Genomic DNA, 16,308 nt, shown 5'->3' with positions numbered 1-16,308 from the left:
CATGAAAAAGAGAAGCATTCTAGTTTGTGCAGCCCTTACTTGGGGTTTTGGAGCGAGTGTCCAGGCACAGACTCAATCAAGAGGGGAAGTGACTGACCAGGAATTTGTGATCCGCAAGGATAGAGTTTTGACTCTTCCGGTACAGCCGAGGATTTATGAAAAACTTCCGGTCTTGCCTCAGCCCAAAGGGATGAGTGATTTTGTCTACACGGTTAATTTTCATGAATTGAATCTACCACCTGTGCAGCTGGAAACTGAGCCTGTTTTGAAAAATTACCGTCCGGATAGAATGGATTTATATCCTGGTTATTTAAAGGCCGGATATGGAAATTTTGCAAGTCCTTTAGTCGAAGCCAGGTTTATGGCTACAGAAGTGATCGACTGGAACTATGCCATCGATCTACAGCATCAAAGCTTTGGTAAAGGGCCAGTTTTGGATGAAGAATCAAAAGAATCGCATACAAATTTGGGTGGTACAGCTAGTTATTATTTGGATCAGGTGGAAGTATTTGGTGGTTTGAGATGGGCGCAAGATTCTTATTCCTTCTATGGGGTAGATACTTCCGTGGCTAATGACCCACTGATAGATTGGGCTGGAATACAAGGCAATGTCTTGAATACCATCAAGGTAGAAGGGGGGATAAGAGATATCGAAAAGACCGGTCCTGTTTCTTACGAAGCTAAAATCAATTATCGCAATTTTCAGGATAGTTATGCCGTCAAAGAAAGCGAGTTTGGGGTGAATGCCCTTGGCAAATTCAGACCTTTGGAAGACTGGGTGGGCAAAGTGGGATTGAGTTACTTTTTCACCAATCCAGTGGGAGAAAATTATGAGTTGAATAGAACCTACTTGGCGATCCGACCAGAAGTAAGCTATGGTTATGACGCTTTTCAGTTTAGCGCAGGCTTAAATATTGTGTCTGAAAATGATGAAGTAGCAGGGAAATCAAGCGACTTTAGAATTTTCCCTGTTCTGAAAGCCAGCTATCAGTTTGCTGAAGAGTTTGGTTTTTTCGGAGAGTTTAGCGGAGATGTCCAGCGTAATACGTATTACAGTTTTGTGATGGAAAACCCATTCCTTGGACCCAACCAACAATTGCTAAATACTGTCAACAATTACAAAATCGCAGGCGGGATCGAAGGTCAGTTTCAAGGGACATTTCATTACAGAGGTGGTGTGGATATCAGTCGCTACAATCAATATCACTTCTTTATCAATTCTCCCGCTGACTCAGCTAGATTTGATTTGGTCTATGATGACAAAGTCAGTGTCTTCAACATCAATGCAGAGCTAGGATTCAAGGTTTCGGACCTGTATACTTTAGGGTCGAGGCTTGATCTCTATCAATATGAGCTCAATCAGCAAGAAGAGGCTTGGCACAGACCTACCTGGGCCTTGGCAGTGAATAATCAACTGACTCCACTTGAAGGTCTGATTGTACAGGCGAATGTGATGGTGATGGGGGGGCTGAAAGGTCGCCAGTTGAACTCCGAAGCAAGTGACAGTTACTATGTACCACCTACTGCTGTCAATCTAAAAACCATTGCTGATTTGCAACTGAAAGCTGATTATGGAATTACCGATCGGATCGGGATTTTTGTAGAAGGAAACAATCTCCTAAATGGGAAAAACATGCGATGGAATAATTATCCGGTGCGTGGAGTTCAATTGATAGGAGGGGCCTGGCTGAAATTCTGATTTTCTTTTGCCTTTCTATCCAAATCACGTAGTTTCGTAGCTATCTTTTTTTGAAAATGGCGGAGAAAAAATCTGAACAAAATTCATGGACTGATCCAAAGGACTTTGGTCTCCCTTATGTGGAGATCAAAACTTTGGTTGAATTGAAAGGTGCTGGAGAAAGTTTGGAGCCAAAACCTGAGCCTACACCTGATCAGCCAAGATCTGCTTCGGAACTGAGAGCAGAGACCAAGGAAAAGTTGACCTTGGCCGCCAAACAAAAAATCCATTCTTCCAAACTCAACGAAGAAGTGGTTTCGGAACAAGAACCTGATTCACAATCAGAAAAAGAGCCAGCTACTCAGGAAGCACAATCCTTAGCCAAAGAGTCTGTTGTTTCCAATTCAACAGCTGAAAAAGTAGAAATACCTAAGCCAACAAATTCGCCAAAGAAGAAGTCAAATTCTTGGATAGCCTATGCCGCTATCATTGCACTTTTTTTGGTGGCTACGATTGTGTGGCAGTTGATGAAGGAGTACAATGGTGAGGTAAGATCTTCACCTCCAGTTGCAAGCTCTACTTCATCGACTAATTCTCCAGAGAAGCCTAAAGAAGAAATAAAAAATACAGCAACTGAAGAAATTCAACCTGCTGAAAATCAAGACTCTATTTCAAATTCAAAAGCGATCACTCCATCAATTGATGAAAGTACCGAAACTGGTACAACTATTGATCATAGTGACCCGTCAGCCTTGATTCGAATCGAAGCCAAAGAAGCTAGACCCCAGTATTTTATTGTAGTGGGCAGTCTTCCTAATGAGAGTTTGGCGATCAAAGAATCAGTTCAGTTTCAGCAGAAGAATGAGCAAGTTTACCTCATTCTTCCATACGAGGAAGTACCTCATTATCGTTTGGCCATTGGGAAGTTTTCTTCTTTTACCAAAGCGAATGCTAAACTAGAGCAAATCAAAGCTGACTATACCGAAGCTTTATGGATTTTGAAATATTAATATGATTCTTCTTCAAACCCTCTCCACAGATTCTTTATCTGCAGCAGACAGTCTAGGTATGGACGCAGCTGCGCAAAACATCGGCCTTTTGGACCTCCTGATCAAAGGAGGATACATGATGATTCCTTTATATCTGCTTTTTATTTTGGCGATATACATATTCATTGAGAGGCTATTGACCCTCAAAAAAGCTTCGACTACCTCTTCCAATTTGCTGGATCAGGTGAAAGTGCTGGTGACCAGTGGCCAGATCGAAAAAGCGAAAATTCTTTGCGCTGGAGATAAGACTCCAGTTGCCAATATGATAGCCAAAGGCATCGAGCGGATCGGTTCTCCACTTAAAAACATAGAGGTATCTATCGAAAATGTAGGGAAAATCGAGATCTATAAACTCGAAAAGAACTTGAATTTGCTGGCGACCGTCTCTGGTGCGGCTCCGATGATTGGGTTTTTGGGAACTGTAGCAGGGATGATTCAGGCATTTATAGCAATTGCTCAAGAAGAAGGGATGGTATCTCCCAAATTGCTTTCCGAAGGGATTTATGAAGCGATGATCACCACAGCTGCCGGTCTTGTCGTTGGTATCTTGGCTTACCTTTGTTACAATTACTTGGTGACTCAGGTTTCCAAATTGATTCATAGCATGGAGTATTCTTCCATAGAGTTTATCGAATTGCTTCAAGAGAAATAACATGGGACTTCAGTCAAAAAATAAAGTAGAAGCGGCATTCAGTATGTCATCTATGACAGATATTATCTTTCTGTTGTTGATTTTCTTTATGTTGACTTCCTCATTTATCACTCCTTCTGGATTGCCGGTCAACTTGCCTTCGAGCGAAACATCCGACATAGCCATGCAAGAAGTGACCGTATCGGTAACCAAAGACCTACGCTATGCCGTTAATGATAAGGTAGTATCACGGGAGCAGATCAAAGCAGAATTGACTTCTTTGCTTCAGGATAAGAAAGGACAGGTGGTTTTGCATATTGATAAAGATGTTCCTGTAGAATATTTGGTAGAAATCGGAGGCATTGCTGCCGGATTGGAAGCGAATGTTTCCATCGCAACAAAACCGTTTTGATATGGAATTTTGGGATGCAGATAAAGTAGAAAATCAGAATCGGAAAAAATCCGGTGTGATCACCCTATTGGTCAATGTACTTTTATTGATCGCCTTCTATTTTATTGTCGTTTGGAAGCAGCCCATTCCACCATTACCTACATTTGGGTTGGAATTGAATTTGGGATTTAGTCCGACAGGATCGGGTGAAGTAAGCTCTCCGACACCTCCATCGGAGTCTCCAACTCCTGTGGTAGAAGCTGCCGCTCCTGGAGAAGTGGCTCCAAAAGTAGTGGAAAATGCCACTCCAAAGCCAAGCCCAAAAACAGAAACAGCCAAGCCTAAAACGAACCCTCAACCAGCTGTCAACAAGGCTGTGACTACCAAGCCTTCTCCAATCAAAGGAGAAGAAAAGGCTACAGAAAATATTAAAAAGCCAGAACCAACCAAAAGCGAACCTGCCAAGTCTGTGACTACACCGGCGGAGTCCAAAGCTGAGGAAACCGTCCAAAAAGCACCTGAGCAGCCTAAGATTAATGAGAAAGCATTGATGGGAGCTGGTGGTACCAAAGGAAAAGGAACTGTGGCTTCATCTGGAGGTGCTCAAGGATCTTCTACTGAAAAAGGAGATGCAGGTGATCCCAAAGGAACAATAGAAGGAAAAGCATTGATGGGGAAAGGATCCGGACAGGGTACCAATTCTGGTTCGGGATATAGCTTGGACTTGGCTGGTTGGGATTTTGCATCCAGACCGAATATCAATGACCGCGTTTCTACCCGCAATGGTCGTATAGTTTTTAAAATCACTGTGGATGACTCTGGTCGTGTAGTACAAGCAGTTCCTTTGGAATATAATGTTTCTAATGATGTACTAGCTTATTACCGTCAAGTTGTCAATCAGATATCCTTCAAAAAGCAGGGAGGAGCCGTTGCGGATTTCTCCAATGGAAAAATCACTTTTATCATCAAGGTTGACTAATTCATGACCTATCAGGAGACTCTGGACTACCTGTATGAGGCTCTTCCTATGTTTCAAAGGGTAGGAGCCAGTGCATTCAAAAAGGATTTGAGCAATACGATCGCACTTTGTGCACATCTTGGTAATCCTCAAAATAGCTTTAAGTCTGTTCATATCGCTGGAACAAATGGAAAAGGGAGTTCTTCTCATTCCATCGCTTCAGTATTGCAGGCAGCGGGATATAAGACCGGACTGTACACTTCTCCACATCTCAAATCTTTTACAGAAAGAATTAGAATCGATGGAGCTGAAATTCCCCAGGAATCAGTGGTGCAGTTTGTGGAAGAAAACAAAGGGATATTGGAAAGTCTCAGACCCAGTTTTTTTGAGATGACTGTTGGAATGGCTTTTTGGTATTTTGCGCAGCAAGAAGTTGATATTGCTGTGGTGGAAGTGGGGATGGGAGGAAGACTAGACAGTACCAATGTGCTCACTCCAGAGTTTTCTCTGATTACCAATATTGGATGGGATCACGTTCAGTTTTTGGGAGATACATTGGGTGCAATAGCTGGTGAAAAGGCAGGTATTATCAAAGAAAAAGTACCGGTGGTCATCAGCCAGACACAGGAAGAAACTTATCCAGTTTTTTCAAAAGTAGCTGAAGCTAAATCAGCTCCTATAGTATTCGCTGATCAAAAATGGGCCGTCTCCAAAGTAAAGGAAGAGGCAGGAAAGGCATATTTTGAAGCTACGACTGCTGACCTAAGTTTCCAGATAGAGTTTGATCTTCTGGGAAATTACCAACGCTTCAATCTACCCGGTATCTTGGAGACACTTCATCAGCTGATTCAAGCAGGATGGACGATCTCTCATGAAGCTATATTAAAAGGACTTTCCCAGGTGAGTTCATCTACTGGGCTGAAAGGAAGATGGCAAGTGCTTTCTACAGAGCCTCTCGTGATCTGTGACACAGGTCATAATGAAGCTGGAATCCGTGAAATTCTAAACCAATTGGAAACCTATCAGTGCAAGCAGCTGTGGATGGTACTCGGGATGGTTCAGGATAAGGATATTACTCAAGTGCTCGAGCTACTACCTAAAGATGCCTCCTACGTATTCTGTCAAGCATTGATTCCTAGGGCTATGAAAGCTGAAGATCTGCTTGCAAAAGCCCGATTGCAGGGATTGTCGGGGGTTTGTATTCCTGATGTGAATGAAGCCATTGATTTTGCCAGAAAAAAAGCTGCAGTAGATGACCTGATTTTTATCGGAGGCAGTACTTTTGTGGTCGCAGAAATCGAGGATTTGTAATCATGAGTAGAAAAAAACTGGTTCGCTTTAAAGAAAACGAACTCAACCCCAATGTAGTGCAGGCTGGAAAACCCATTTTTGAATCAATCAAAGGGAATTGGAACTCCAGCCAGTTTCACAATGACAAACCTCTCGTGGTCGAGCTTGCCTGTGGTAGAGGAGAGTTCACCGTAGGTCTTGCCCGGGTATTTCCAGATCAGAATTTTATCGGAGTAGATATCAAAGGAAGTCGGATTTGGAAGGGAAGCTCAACGGCTACTGCTGAAGGAATCGAAAATGTGGCCTTTCTTCGAACCCAAATTCAACAGTTGGATCAATTTATTGCACCTGAAGAAATCTCAGAACTTTGGATTACTTTTCCGGATCCTTTTCCAAGGGATGGAGATGAAAAGAGGAGATTGACGTCTCCCAAGTTTTTGGATATGTACAAATCTCTTGTGAAAAAGGAGGGAATCATCCACTTCAAGACTGATAATACGGGATTATTTGATTACTCCTTGGAGCTGGTTCAGTCCAGAAGTGATATTGAGGTGATCGGTTTTACGCATGATTTCTACCAAAGTGAATGGAAGGACGATCACTTTGGAATTCAGACGAGATACGAAAAGATGTTTTCCGAAAAAGGGGAGAAGATCAAATATCTCAAAATCAGATTCAAGTCCTAAATCGTATAGCCTCCATCCGAGGTAAATACAGCTCCGGTGGTGTATGAAGAGGCTGGAGAAGCTAGAAACAATGCCAAAGCACCGATTTCTTCGGGGGTGCCGAGTCTCTTAATAGAGAGTTGCTTGATCACAAAGTCCATGATTTTCTCATTAGACCAGAGCGGTTCCGAAAACTTAGTCTGTATCAAGCCTGGGCTGATGGCATTGACCCGGATTTTGGCTTCACTCCATTCTTTTGCATACACCTTTGTCAGTGAATTTAGGGCTGCTTTACTGACCGAATAGATTCCTAGTCCAGGATCTGGCGAAAATGCCCCAATGCTGCTGATATTGATGACAGATGCATCAGAGGATTTTCTCAAATGCGGAAAACACAGCCTACTTAACTCAAAAGGAGCTTTGACATTGACTTCCATGATCTTGTCAAAGGCTTCTAAACTTGTCTCATGAACGGGTCCGAATACAGGACTGGATGCTGCGTTGTTGACCAAGATGTCTATCTGCCCGTATTTTTCGACTGTCTTCTCTACTAGTTCCGGGAGCTCATCCATATTCCCAACATTGCAGGCTATCCCAGTGGCTTCGTAGCCTTTTGATTTGAGATAATTTGCCCTTTCGTCTAGAGAATCCTGTTTGCGCGATGCAATCACCACTTTGGCACCGGCTGCTGCAAAAATCTCAGCACAGGCAAAACCGATTCCTTTGGATGCGCCTGTGATCAGTGCGACTTTATTTTCTAGTGAAAAAAGTGAATATAAATCCATGCGAGTGGTGATTTGATTGGCCAATCAATATATGGAAAAATAAAGCTAGGCGATACTTCAGAAAGCAAGAAAAAGAAGCTTTTTGTGAAAAAATAAGGAAGGAATATTTTAACTACTTTTTCCTGTGTATAAGCGGCTTTGAAGCTTGATTTATATCAATACCTGACCTTCTCCACCTTAAAAGTTCAAAATTTGGATTGATTTTATTCCAAATCATTCTGGATAAAAAAAGGGATTAACGATCTTTGTATCCTTAAATACAAACCAAAAAAAAGAAAACAATGAATTGGGACAAGCTGGATAAGGAGCTAACCGAAATTGTAGAAAAGAGAAATCAACTGGCCGCTATGGATTATAGTGATGAAACCTATGATGATTTAGAGGAAGCCATTCATGATTTGGAGGATGATTTCAATGAAGATTATGAAGATGTGATCGAGAAGGAATTGGAGAAAATCTATTCTGTCTTGAAATCAGATACAGATATTTTGCTTCCCACAGCCTATATCGCCAATAAATACAAGCCGATGCTACCAGATGCCAATGGAGTGATTAGCTATGAAGTAGGTGGTCAAGAGGGAGTTCCGATCGAGTCAGATCAATTTGATAGACAGGATGTGAGACTTGTTTTGATCCCAAATCCTGCCCGAATCGTGATGCTGATCAATGGTCGTCAGCTCAAAGATGTCTGGAGAAGCAGATAAATACTGTAAGCATAAAAAAGCCCGAATTTGATCAAATTCGGGCTTTTTTATTATCTAAATCCAAGTTTTTCCCTGACTCTCTGAAGCATTTGCTCAGCGATGGATTTGGCTTTCTCTTCTCCTTCAGCTAGTTTTTTCTCGATTTCTTCGGGATGAGACATGTAATAGTCGAATGCTTTACGCTCTTCAGAAAATTTTTCCAGAATCAATTCCATAAACTCCTTTTTGGCATGTCCGTAGCCGTAATTTCCACCAAGGTATTTGGCTCTCATGCCCTGAATCTGCTCTTCACTTGCCAAAAGGCTGTATAATTTGAAGACATTACAGGTATCTGGATCTTTGGGTTCCTCCAGTGGAGTACTGTCGGTGACTATGGTATTGACGTTCTTTTTGAGTTGTTTTTCTGGTAGGAAGATGTCAATGTAGTTATTGTAAGACTTGGACATTTTTTGCCCGTCTGTGCCTGGAATAGTCTTAACGGACTCCGATATTCTAGCTTCTGGAATCGTCAAAATATCCTCTTCCATGATTCTGTTGAAAGTAGATGCGATATCCCGGGTCATTTCCAGATGCTGCATTTGATCTTTGCCCACGGGAACCAAATCTGCAGAATACAGCAAAATATCAGATGCCATCAGTACTGGATAAGTGAAAAGGCCGGCATTGACATCCGCTAGTTTTTCAGATTTATCCTTGAAACTATGTGCATTTGCCAGCATAGGAAATGGAGTGAAGCAGTTGAGATACCAATTTAGCTCAGCTACTTCCGGTCTTCTGGATTGTCTAAAAAAGACAGTTTTCTCAATATCTAGTCCAAATGCAAGCCATGCAGCAGCTACCGCTAGGGTATTTTCTTTTCTCAGTTCTGCATCTTTGGAACTGGTCAAAGAGTGAAAATCTGCGATGAAAATGAAAGATTCCTCTTGATTGTCTTTGGCCAACTGGATCGCCGGGATAATGGCTCCCAGGATATTGCCCATGTGAGGTCTTCCGCTACTTTGAATGCCTGTCAGTACTCGTGCCATTGGTCTAATTTTGGCGCAAAATAAGTAAATCAGCCTATAATTCGTTTGGATTTATACGTTATTTGCAGGCATGAACCCAATTCGAATCGCTTCCTTTTCTTTCTTTTTTCTATTGCTTTGTACGCAAGTCTGTCTCTCTCAGGAGCCTGTCACTCCCAAACTGATCTGGGAAGTTAACAAAATTGACTTAGGGACTTTGCTAGAAGAGGATGGGAATCAGCTTGCTGAATTCAAATTTACTCACACTCAGGATTCTCTTTTTTGGATCGAGCGTGTGTGGACGGACTGTGGCTGTACCACAGTGGCTTATTCAGAAGATACCTTGCGTGTCGGAGAAGAAGGGACTCTTCAAATTTCCTTCAACCCGAGTACAGGGGCAGGGCCATTTTCAAGAATGATCGTGGTCAAAGGAAATTTGATGGGAACTCAGGATACCTTGTTTTTGGAAGGCAATGCCATTCCTTTTCCCCAAGATCCTATGATCGAGTATCCTTTTCAGCAAAGAGGAGTGGGTTTTAGACAAGAGAAAGTAAATATGGGGGAGGTGTTTACCAATGAACCCAAGATAAAGAATGTTGAGTTTTTCAATTTTTCTGATGAGACTATTTTCAAGGATAGCCTGAAGTATTTTGGGCCAGAACACCTTCAATTTGCGCTGCTGGAGGATAGTGTCACTCAAGACTCCAGAGGGTTGATTCAAGTGATTTATTCTGGTGAAATGAAAGATGATTTGGGCTTTTTCGAAGATCCTGTTTCGGTGTCTTTGACAGATTCACTGATTGTACAGATGGATGTTTTGGCTAATGTATTTGAGTTTTATCCTGCTTTTTCCAAGGAAGATTTAGGAGTGGTGCCCAATCTGACGATATCACCCAAAGAGCTGGATCTAAAGACCATTTCCAAAAATTCAGTTCAAAATGAATCGGTTACTTTGACGAATAAAGGCCAGACAAAACTTGAAATCAGGAAGATTCAGGGCAACTGTGACTGCCTGACTATGACAATGCCGAAGGATGAACTTAGTCCTGGAGAGTCTGTAGAACTGCAGATTATTTTTGATCCAAAAGGGCGGCAAGGGATTGATCAGCGCAATATTTATGTGTTCAGCAATGATCCTTTGAATCCTGTTCAGTTGTTAGTACTCAAGAGTAGGATTGAATAGTTGTTGAAAGTATATTTATTGAAGCAATTTGCTTTCTAATGAATGCTCCTAACAAAATTTTTACATACGCTTGTATTTTCTTATTTGGAATAATTGGGAATGTAAGTTTGGCTGGAGTAAGATTCGCTTCGCCCAACGGCCTAGACTCAAATTCTGGTTTGGATCAGCAGAATCCTCTCAGCCTAACAAAAGCATTATCCAGTCAATCCCCTCTGGTTCCTGGCGATAGTTTATTCTTACTGGATGGACATTATAAGGGGAATTTTGAGGTGCAGATTAGTGGATCCCCTGATCGTCCTATTTACATTTTACCATTGAATGAAGGAGAGGCATGGATTGACCCAAGTTTTAATCGAACTGACGGAACTGCTATCACTATAAATGGTGACTATGTGTGGTTGATAGGGATTCATATTACTTCGTCAACGGTCCATAAAAGGGAGGATTTGGGAGAAGCTGTACCTTATGAAAATGGAATTACCGTAAATGGGAATTCAGTTAAACTTATCAATTGTTGGATTTATGATGTTGCTGGAGGGGGACTTCAACTATGGAGACCTTCTTTGGATTTGGAAGTCTATGGATGTATAATTTTCAACAATGGGACACAAGCAGCCTTACGTGGCACTGGACACGGTATGTATATACAGCACGACGATGCAGATAGGCCTAAAATTTTACAGAATAATGTGATATTTCAAAATGCTTCTCAAGGCATTAATATTTACACTACAAACCCACAAAATGGAGGGATTATAAGTCTCGATAACACTTCGTTTAATACTGGGGTAATCGCCAATTTTAATCCTTTTTTATTTCGACCACCTCATAATTTTACAATAGGCTCTGCTAACAATTTTAGCTATGCCATGAGCGTGTCTGGAAATATTTTTTATTCTGACTTACAAGGAGGAAGATTGAATGAAACTCAAGTTAGTAATGTGAGTTTAGGTAGGACATTTCAGCCTAATGACAATTTTGAATTCACCGAAAACTTTTTGTACGGTGGGAGAAATATGGTAGAAATTCAACCTCTTAACAGGTTTGAATTCACTAAAAATATATTTTATAATCTTCATGGTAACTTCATCCATTTTTTGACAGATCCAGCTTTGATAGAAGAGGCAAATTGGGATGAGAACTTTTACTTTCAGAACATTGAAAATATTTCGACATTTTCCGGTTTTTCATTTGATGAATGGAAAGCAAATTCAGGCTATGACAAGAATAGCCACTTGAAATTCACAATTCCGACAGAACCTAAAGTTTGGATTAGGCAGAATAAATATGATGGTAAGAGGTTTTATGTTACCATCGCAAACCCAAGCAAATCCTCATCAGTCAAAGTTGATTTTTCATCTTTTGGTATTTCAGAAGGTACAGTATTCCAAATTCAGGATTTCCAAAATCCATTTGATGCGGAATATAAAGTAAATGGGGAATTGAAAAATCAACTTATAGATTTCCCCATGAATCACCAAGTTTCTTTGGCTCCTAAGGGAAATATGCCACATGAGCCTGTTCATACCGATGAATCCTTCGGAGTATTTCAGGTTACTTTTCAGGATTTTCAGGAAAAACCCATTTTTAGAGATCAAATAGCTTTGTACTTGAATGAGGAAGGGAAAATTCAAGCTACTCTAAAAGACTTCCTAGAAAATGACCCAGCTGAAAATTGGAATGCTGAATATTCAATGGGACCATTATTTACTTGTGAGCAGTTGGGAGAAAATGAAGTTTTGGTGACAATCTCAGACACAAATGGGACTAGTTGGAAGCAGGATTTGCTGGTTGAAGTTAAAGATTCAATTTTTCCGATTGTTGATATCAAGACTACAGAATTAGAATTTGATATAGTCCAGGGTAGCTTGAACATCGAACCTGAAATGTTTATAAACTCTATATCAGATAACTGCGGCATACAGAGTGTAAGTTTAAGTAGAACACTTTTTACTTGCGAAGATTTGAGTTCTCTGCCGGAAGTTGTTTTGACTGTAAAAGATTTTGCTGGAAATGAGGTCTCGAAAAATATTGAGTTAAAGCTAACTATAATTGAGTCCAAAAAAGTCAGCCTACAAGCCAATAAGCCGCTTTATGAAGGGGGAACCTCTGAACTCATTCTTGGTGAAGAACTTGATTTTGAAGTACTGGCATGGTACCGAAATGGGAGTCTTCTAGAAGGCATCAAGGGCAAAGCAATCGAAGTAGAAAAAGCTGGGGTTTATTATGCACAATTGAGGCTGAGTTCTGGGTGTATCGTTGAGTCTGAGCGGCTGCAATTGGCTTTGTCAGAGGTTCCTTTTCCTCCCACAGTGGAAAAGATCGAGCTGGTATTGAATGACGATGGACAGGCACTTCTAGCCATTGAGGATTTGTTTACTTCCTGGCCTCCATCTGAAGAGCTAGAAATCACTACTTCTGATTTGACATTTAATTGTGAAAAAAGAGGGGATAATTGGGTGGAAATCCGCATAGAAAGTAAGGAAGGGAAAGTCTGGGAAGAGTCTGTGAAAGTGCTGGTTTTGGATACCCAAAAGCCACAAATCAGTCCTAAAAATCAAACCTTGACTTTTGATCCATCGAAAGGTGAGATCACTTTAAATCCAGAAATGTTTGTTGAGAATGTCACCGACAATTGCGGGATTAAGTCTTTGACCATCAACAAAACAAAGATCGGCTGTGAGGACTTTAAAGAGGAAATAAAAATCGGAATTAGAGCGGAGGATTTTTCTGGAAATGTCACCGAAATGTCCGCGTTCTTATTTTTGACCAAAGAGGTGAGTTCTCCAGTGATTTTGACAGGTGAAGATTTTTTCTGTGAGGGGGAAGCAAGTGAATTGTCACTAAACTCTGATGCTGCTTTTGAAGTAGTCCGATGGAGAAAGAATGGAGTGGAAATCCCAAATCAGACAGGGAATTCTCTGACAATTGAAGAGGCGGGAATTTACCATGCAGTAATACGATATCAAGATGGATGCATATGGGAAAGCAATGACTTGGAAGTCAAAAAAGTGGTTTCACCTTCCGGGGAAATTCATGTTGACGGAAATAGATTAAGGGCTCCCGAAGGAGATTTTACGTATCAGTGGTATAGAAATGGAGAAATTCTGACTGAAGCTACTGAGCGTGAATTAGAAGTCCATCAGATGGGTTCTTTTTCTGTGATTGTCACAAATTCTGCCGGATGTGCTACAGAATTGAATCCAGTCGACTTGACGATTTCAGGCTTACCGGGCGGACAACAGATTGAAGCAGAAGCTTTGATCATTTACCCAAATCCTAGCCAGGCTGAACTCATTTTGGAGCCTCAAGGTGATTTGGCCTTTGCAGAGAATTCTTGGAGAATTTTTGATCTCAATGGGAGAGATGTGAGCGCATCAGCCATCTTGCTTTACCAATCTGATCAGCAAATCAGGCTGGATGTATCCACGTTAGCGAATGGTACTTACACTGTTTGGATAGATAGTCAAGCCCAAAAGATTTTCTTGGGGAGGTTTATCAAACTGGATTGAAATCGAAGTTTTTTGCTATTGAAATAAAATCATGTGAAATAATAAAGCCCCTGAAATCCAGTTTCAGGGGCCTCTAATTTTTAGAACTCTATCTGATTTTAAAAATTATCCACGATATTCTTTAAACGAATCAGGGTAAACCTGTAGGGAAAAGACTATTTGAATGCCGGGATTCCAGTGATTTCATTTCCTAAGATCAGCAGGTGAATATCATGAGTTCCCTCATACGTAATCACCGATTCCAGATTCATCATGTGCCGCATGATAGGGTATTCCCCTGTGATTCCCATACCACCATGGATTTGTCTCGCTTCTCTGGCAATCGTCAGAGCCATATCGACGTTGTTTCTCTTGGCCATAGATATGTGGACAGTTTTCGCTTTCCCTTCATTCATCATTTTGCCGACTTTCCACGCCAAAAGCTGAGCTTTGGTGATTTCTGTAAGCATCTCGGATAGTTTTTTCTGCACCAATTGAAAGCTGGCAATGGGCTTGTCAAACTGGATTCGCTCTGCGGCATATTTTCTGGCTGATTCGTAGCAGTCCATTGCTGCACCGATGGCACCCCAGGCAATTCCAAATCTTGCTGAGTCCAAGCACATCAAGGGAGCTCCCAATCCTGATTTGCCAGGTAGTAGATTTTCCTTGGGTACTTTCACGTTGTCAAAAACCAATTCACCGGTGCAGGAGGCCCGTAGCGACCATTTATTATGAGTTTCTGGAGTAGAGAAACCTTCCATGCCTCTCTCGACGATCAAGCCGTGGATTCTGCCTTCTTCATTTTTTGCCCAGACGACCGCAATATCCGCTTGGGGTGAATTGGAAATCCACATCTTGGCACCATTGAGAAGGTAATGGTCTCCCATGTCTTTGAAATTGGTTACCATCCCGCTGGGATTGGAGCCGTGATCCGGTTCAGTCAACCCAAAGCAACCGAGCATTTCGCCAGAGCCAAGTTTAGGGAGGTATTTTTTCTTTTGCTCTTCAGAGCCAAACTTATAGATCGGATACATCACCAAGGAACCCTGAACAGAAGCGGTAGATCGCATACCAGAATCGCCCCTTTCGATCTCTTGCATGATGAGTCCGTATGAAATGTAATCCAATCCTCCTCCTCCGTATTCTGCTGGAATTTGAGGTCCAAATGCGCCTACATCGCCAAATTTCTTGACGATTTCCGTTGGAAAATGAGCTTTTTGAGACCAATCTTCGATATAGGGCGAGATTTCTTTTTTGACAAAATCACGAACAGAGGACCGAATGAGTTTTTGCTCCTCTGTCAGCAAATCATCAATTTCCAAAAAATCAACTCCTTCGAAATTATCCTGCTTTTGAGATTTGTGGATTTCAACTCCTGCCATGGTATTTTGGTTTATTAAAATGAATCAGTGATTTTTGTCGGGCAATTCAATAGCGCGACTTTTCCAAACTAAGGAATCAGCAGCTATAAAACTATCATTTTTCCCTCAATTTACCGATGGCTGAGTACCAGTTCAATTCCCAGATTCTAGATAAGATCAAACTACTTGAAGAAAAATACAAGGCCTCGGGGCAGGACATGCTTTCGTATCTGGAAGGGCTTCTCTATGCAGACTATTTGACCTACTGGGATTATATCAATCTGGATGTGCTTCTGTCACTTCAGCAGCCGAAGACGAATCAAAAAGATGAGAAGATTTTTATCATGTATCATCAGATTACGGAATTGTACTTCAAGTTGATCATCAATGAGATCGAGCAGATAGCTGAGGAAAAATGTCTGACTGAATCGGATTTTTGCAAGCATCTTGAGCGGATCAATATGTATTTTGATCAATTGGTGGGGTCCTATGCTGTGATGTGGAAAGGGATGGATAAGGATCAATTCCTCAAGTTTAGAATGTCTTTGTTACCTTCCTCTGGTTTCCAAAGTGCTCAATACAGGGAAATAGAATTGATGTCTACCGATGCACATCATCTGGTGACCTTGACTCGAAGAGATGAATTTGACTATCATTCACCCGCAGATGATATTTTTGAGCATTTGTACTGGCAGCAGGGAGCGATAGAGCTGGCTACAGGAGAAAAAACGCTGACTCTGAAGAATTTCGAGGCGAAGTACGGTAAGCAATTGAAGGAGCTGATTGATGACTACCGAAGAAAGAATATCTGGCAGAAGTACATGGAGATGGAAAATCCTACGGATGAGCTGACAGAATTGATGCGGAAATTTGATCTGAAAGCGAATGTCTTCTGGCCACTGGCTCATTACAAATCGGCTGTGAGATACCTGCATCGAGACCCTGTGGATATCGCAGCGACAGGTGGTACCAACTGGCAGAAATACCTTCCTCCGCGCTTCCAAAAAGTAATTTTCTTTCCTGAACTCTGGTCAGAGGAGGAAAAAGAAAATTGGGGCAAAGGCTGGGTAGTGAAGGAGATATTTGGAGAGGAAGAGTAGGAGAGGGTTTCAGGTTTC

General features: G+C 41.5%; 14 protein-coding genes. 11 read left to right on the top strand and 3 right to left on the bottom strand.

Translation table 11 applies throughout. The annotated features are described in order from the left end of the window. Position 1: 1 nt before the first annotated feature. Genes G460_RS0104340 through trmB form a run of 7 tightly spaced genes read left to right on the top strand, consistent with a single transcriptional unit; the run spans position 2 to position 6,683 of the window. Positions 2–1,699 carry a TonB-dependent receptor gene (locus tag G460_RS0104340; RefSeq protein WP_026954214.1) on the top strand — a complete coding sequence of 566 codons (1,698 nt, stop codon included), beginning with the start codon at positions 2–4 and terminating at the stop codon, positions 1,697–1,699. A 56-nt stretch (positions 1,700–1,755) separates the two neighbouring features. Continuing rightward, positions 1,756–2,688, top strand: a complete 933-nt coding sequence (locus tag G460_RS0104335) for an SPOR domain-containing protein (protein ID WP_026954213.1) — start codon at positions 1,756–1,758, stop codon at positions 2,686–2,688. Position 2,689: 1 nt separating this feature from the next. Continuing rightward, the gene (locus G460_RS0104330; protein WP_026954212.1) at positions 2,690–3,379 is read left to right on the top strand and encodes a MotA/TolQ/ExbB proton channel family protein; all 690 of its coding nucleotides are present in this window, start codon (positions 2,690–2,692) and stop codon (positions 3,377–3,379) included. A 1-nt stretch (position 3,380) separates the two neighbouring features. Further along, entirely contained in the window at positions 3,381–3,770 is a 390-nt protein-coding gene (locus tag G460_RS0104325; RefSeq protein ID WP_026954211.1) for an ExbD/TolR family protein, read from the top strand. 1 nt (position 3,771) lies between these two features. Further along, positions 3,772–4,728 carry a hypothetical protein gene (locus tag G460_RS0104320; RefSeq protein WP_026954210.1) on the top strand — a complete coding sequence of 319 codons (957 nt, stop codon included), beginning with the start codon at positions 3,772–3,774 and terminating at the stop codon, positions 4,726–4,728. A 3-nt stretch (positions 4,729–4,731) separates the two neighbouring features. Then, positions 4,732–6,018 carry a bifunctional folylpolyglutamate synthase/dihydrofolate synthase gene (locus tag G460_RS0104315; protein ID WP_026954209.1) on the top strand — a complete coding sequence of 429 codons (1,287 nt, stop codon included), beginning with the start codon at positions 4,732–4,734 and terminating at the stop codon, positions 6,016–6,018. Between the two features lie 2 nt (positions 6,019–6,020). Further along, positions 6,021–6,683 carry a tRNA (guanosine(46)-N7)-methyltransferase TrmB gene (gene trmB, locus G460_RS0104310; RefSeq protein ID WP_026954208.1) on the top strand — a complete coding sequence of 221 codons (663 nt, stop codon included), beginning with the start codon at positions 6,021–6,023 and terminating at the stop codon, positions 6,681–6,683. Here the strand turns inward: trmB and G460_RS0104305 are convergent. After that, complete coding sequence (locus G460_RS0104305) at positions 6,680–7,447, bottom strand: SDR family NAD(P)-dependent oxidoreductase (RefSeq protein ID WP_026954207.1); 768 nt, start codon at positions 7,445–7,447, stop codon at positions 6,680–6,682. The genes trmB and G460_RS0104305 overlap by 4 nt on opposite strands. Before the next feature lie 281 nt (positions 7,448–7,728). On the opposite strand from G460_RS0104305, the gene G460_RS0104300 reads away from it, so the two are divergent. Next, entirely contained in the window at positions 7,729–8,151 is a 423-nt protein-coding gene (locus G460_RS0104300) for a hypothetical protein (RefSeq protein WP_026954206.1), read from the top strand. Between the two features lie 50 nt (positions 8,152–8,201). Here the strand turns inward: G460_RS0104300 and trpS are convergent, their stop codons facing one another. Next, complete coding sequence (gene trpS / locus G460_RS0104295; RefSeq protein ID WP_026954205.1) at positions 8,202–9,176, bottom strand: tryptophan--tRNA ligase; 975 nt, start codon at positions 9,174–9,176, stop codon at positions 8,202–8,204. Between the two features lie 70 nt (positions 9,177–9,246). Here trpS and G460_RS21400 point away from each other — a divergent pair, with 70 nt between their 5' ends. Together G460_RS21400 and G460_RS0104285 are read left to right on the top strand one after the other, a co-directional pair. Further along, positions 9,247–10,338, top strand: coding sequence for a DUF1573 domain-containing protein (locus G460_RS21400; protein ID WP_051315906.1), 1,092 nt, complete (start codon positions 9,247–9,249; stop codon positions 10,336–10,338). A gap of 38 nt (positions 10,339–10,376) precedes the next feature. Next, complete coding sequence (locus G460_RS0104285; protein WP_026954204.1) at positions 10,377–13,850, top strand: T9SS type A sorting domain-containing protein; 3,474 nt, start codon at positions 10,377–10,379, stop codon at positions 13,848–13,850. 155 nt (positions 13,851–14,005) lie between these two features. Here G460_RS0104285 and G460_RS0104280 read toward each other — a convergent pair whose 3' ends face one another. After that, entirely contained in the window at positions 14,006–15,211 is a 1,206-nt protein-coding gene (locus G460_RS0104280) for an acyl-CoA dehydrogenase family protein (RefSeq protein ID WP_026954203.1), read from the bottom strand. A gap of 116 nt (positions 15,212–15,327) precedes the next feature. Between G460_RS0104280 and G460_RS0104275 the strand changes: the two genes are divergently transcribed. Then, entirely contained in the window at positions 15,328–16,290 is a 963-nt protein-coding gene (locus G460_RS0104275; protein ID WP_026954202.1) for a tryptophan 2,3-dioxygenase family protein, read from the top strand. Positions 16,291–16,308 lie beyond the last annotated feature (18 nt).

Source organism: Algoriphagus vanfongensis DSM 17529, from assembly GCF_000429465.1.
In the GTDB taxonomy this organism is placed as follows: domain Bacteria; phylum Bacteroidota; class Bacteroidia; order Cytophagales; family Cyclobacteriaceae; genus Algoriphagus; species Algoriphagus vanfongensis.
The sequence above is the reverse complement of the archived record's forward strand: the minus strand, read 5'-3'. Positions and strand labels throughout refer to the sequence as shown.

Coding starts and splice junctions, on each gene's coding strand:
- G460_RS0104330 (WP_026954212.1), top strand. CDS start 2,690: ATGATTCTTCTTCAAACCCTCTCCACAGATTCTTTATCTGCAGCAGAC.
- G460_RS0104335 (WP_026954213.1), top strand. CDS start 1,756: ATGGCGGAGAAAAAATCTGAACAAAATTCATGGACTGATCCAAAGGAC.
- G460_RS0104305 (WP_026954207.1), bottom strand. CDS start 7,447: ATGGATTTATATTCACTTTTTTCACTAGAAAATAAAGTCGCACTGATC.
- G460_RS0104285 (WP_026954204.1), top strand. CDS start 10,377: ATGAATGCTCCTAACAAAATTTTTACATACGCTTGTATTTTCTTATTT.
- G460_RS0104275 (WP_026954202.1), top strand. CDS start 15,328: ATGGCTGAGTACCAGTTCAATTCCCAGATTCTAGATAAGATCAAACTA.
- G460_RS21400 (WP_051315906.1), top strand. CDS start 9,247: ATGAACCCAATTCGAATCGCTTCCTTTTCTTTCTTTTTTCTATTGCTT.
- trpS (WP_026954205.1), bottom strand. CDS start 9,176: ATGGCACGAGTACTGACAGGCATTCAAAGTAGCGGAAGACCTCACATG.
- trmB (WP_026954208.1), top strand. CDS start 6,021: ATGAGTAGAAAAAAACTGGTTCGCTTTAAAGAAAACGAACTCAACCCC.
- G460_RS0104280 (WP_026954203.1), bottom strand. CDS start 15,211: ATGGCAGGAGTTGAAATCCACAAATCTCAAAAGCAGGATAATTTCGAA.
- G460_RS0104320 (WP_026954210.1), top strand. CDS start 3,772: ATGGAATTTTGGGATGCAGATAAAGTAGAAAATCAGAATCGGAAAAAA.
- G460_RS0104340 (WP_026954214.1), top strand. CDS start 2: ATGAAAAAGAGAAGCATTCTAGTTTGTGCAGCCCTTACTTGGGGTTTT.
- G460_RS0104325 (WP_026954211.1), top strand. CDS start 3,381: ATGGGACTTCAGTCAAAAAATAAAGTAGAAGCGGCATTCAGTATGTCA.
- G460_RS0104300 (WP_026954206.1), top strand. CDS start 7,729: ATGAATTGGGACAAGCTGGATAAGGAGCTAACCGAAATTGTAGAAAAG.
- G460_RS0104315 (WP_026954209.1), top strand. CDS start 4,732: ATGACCTATCAGGAGACTCTGGACTACCTGTATGAGGCTCTTCCTATG.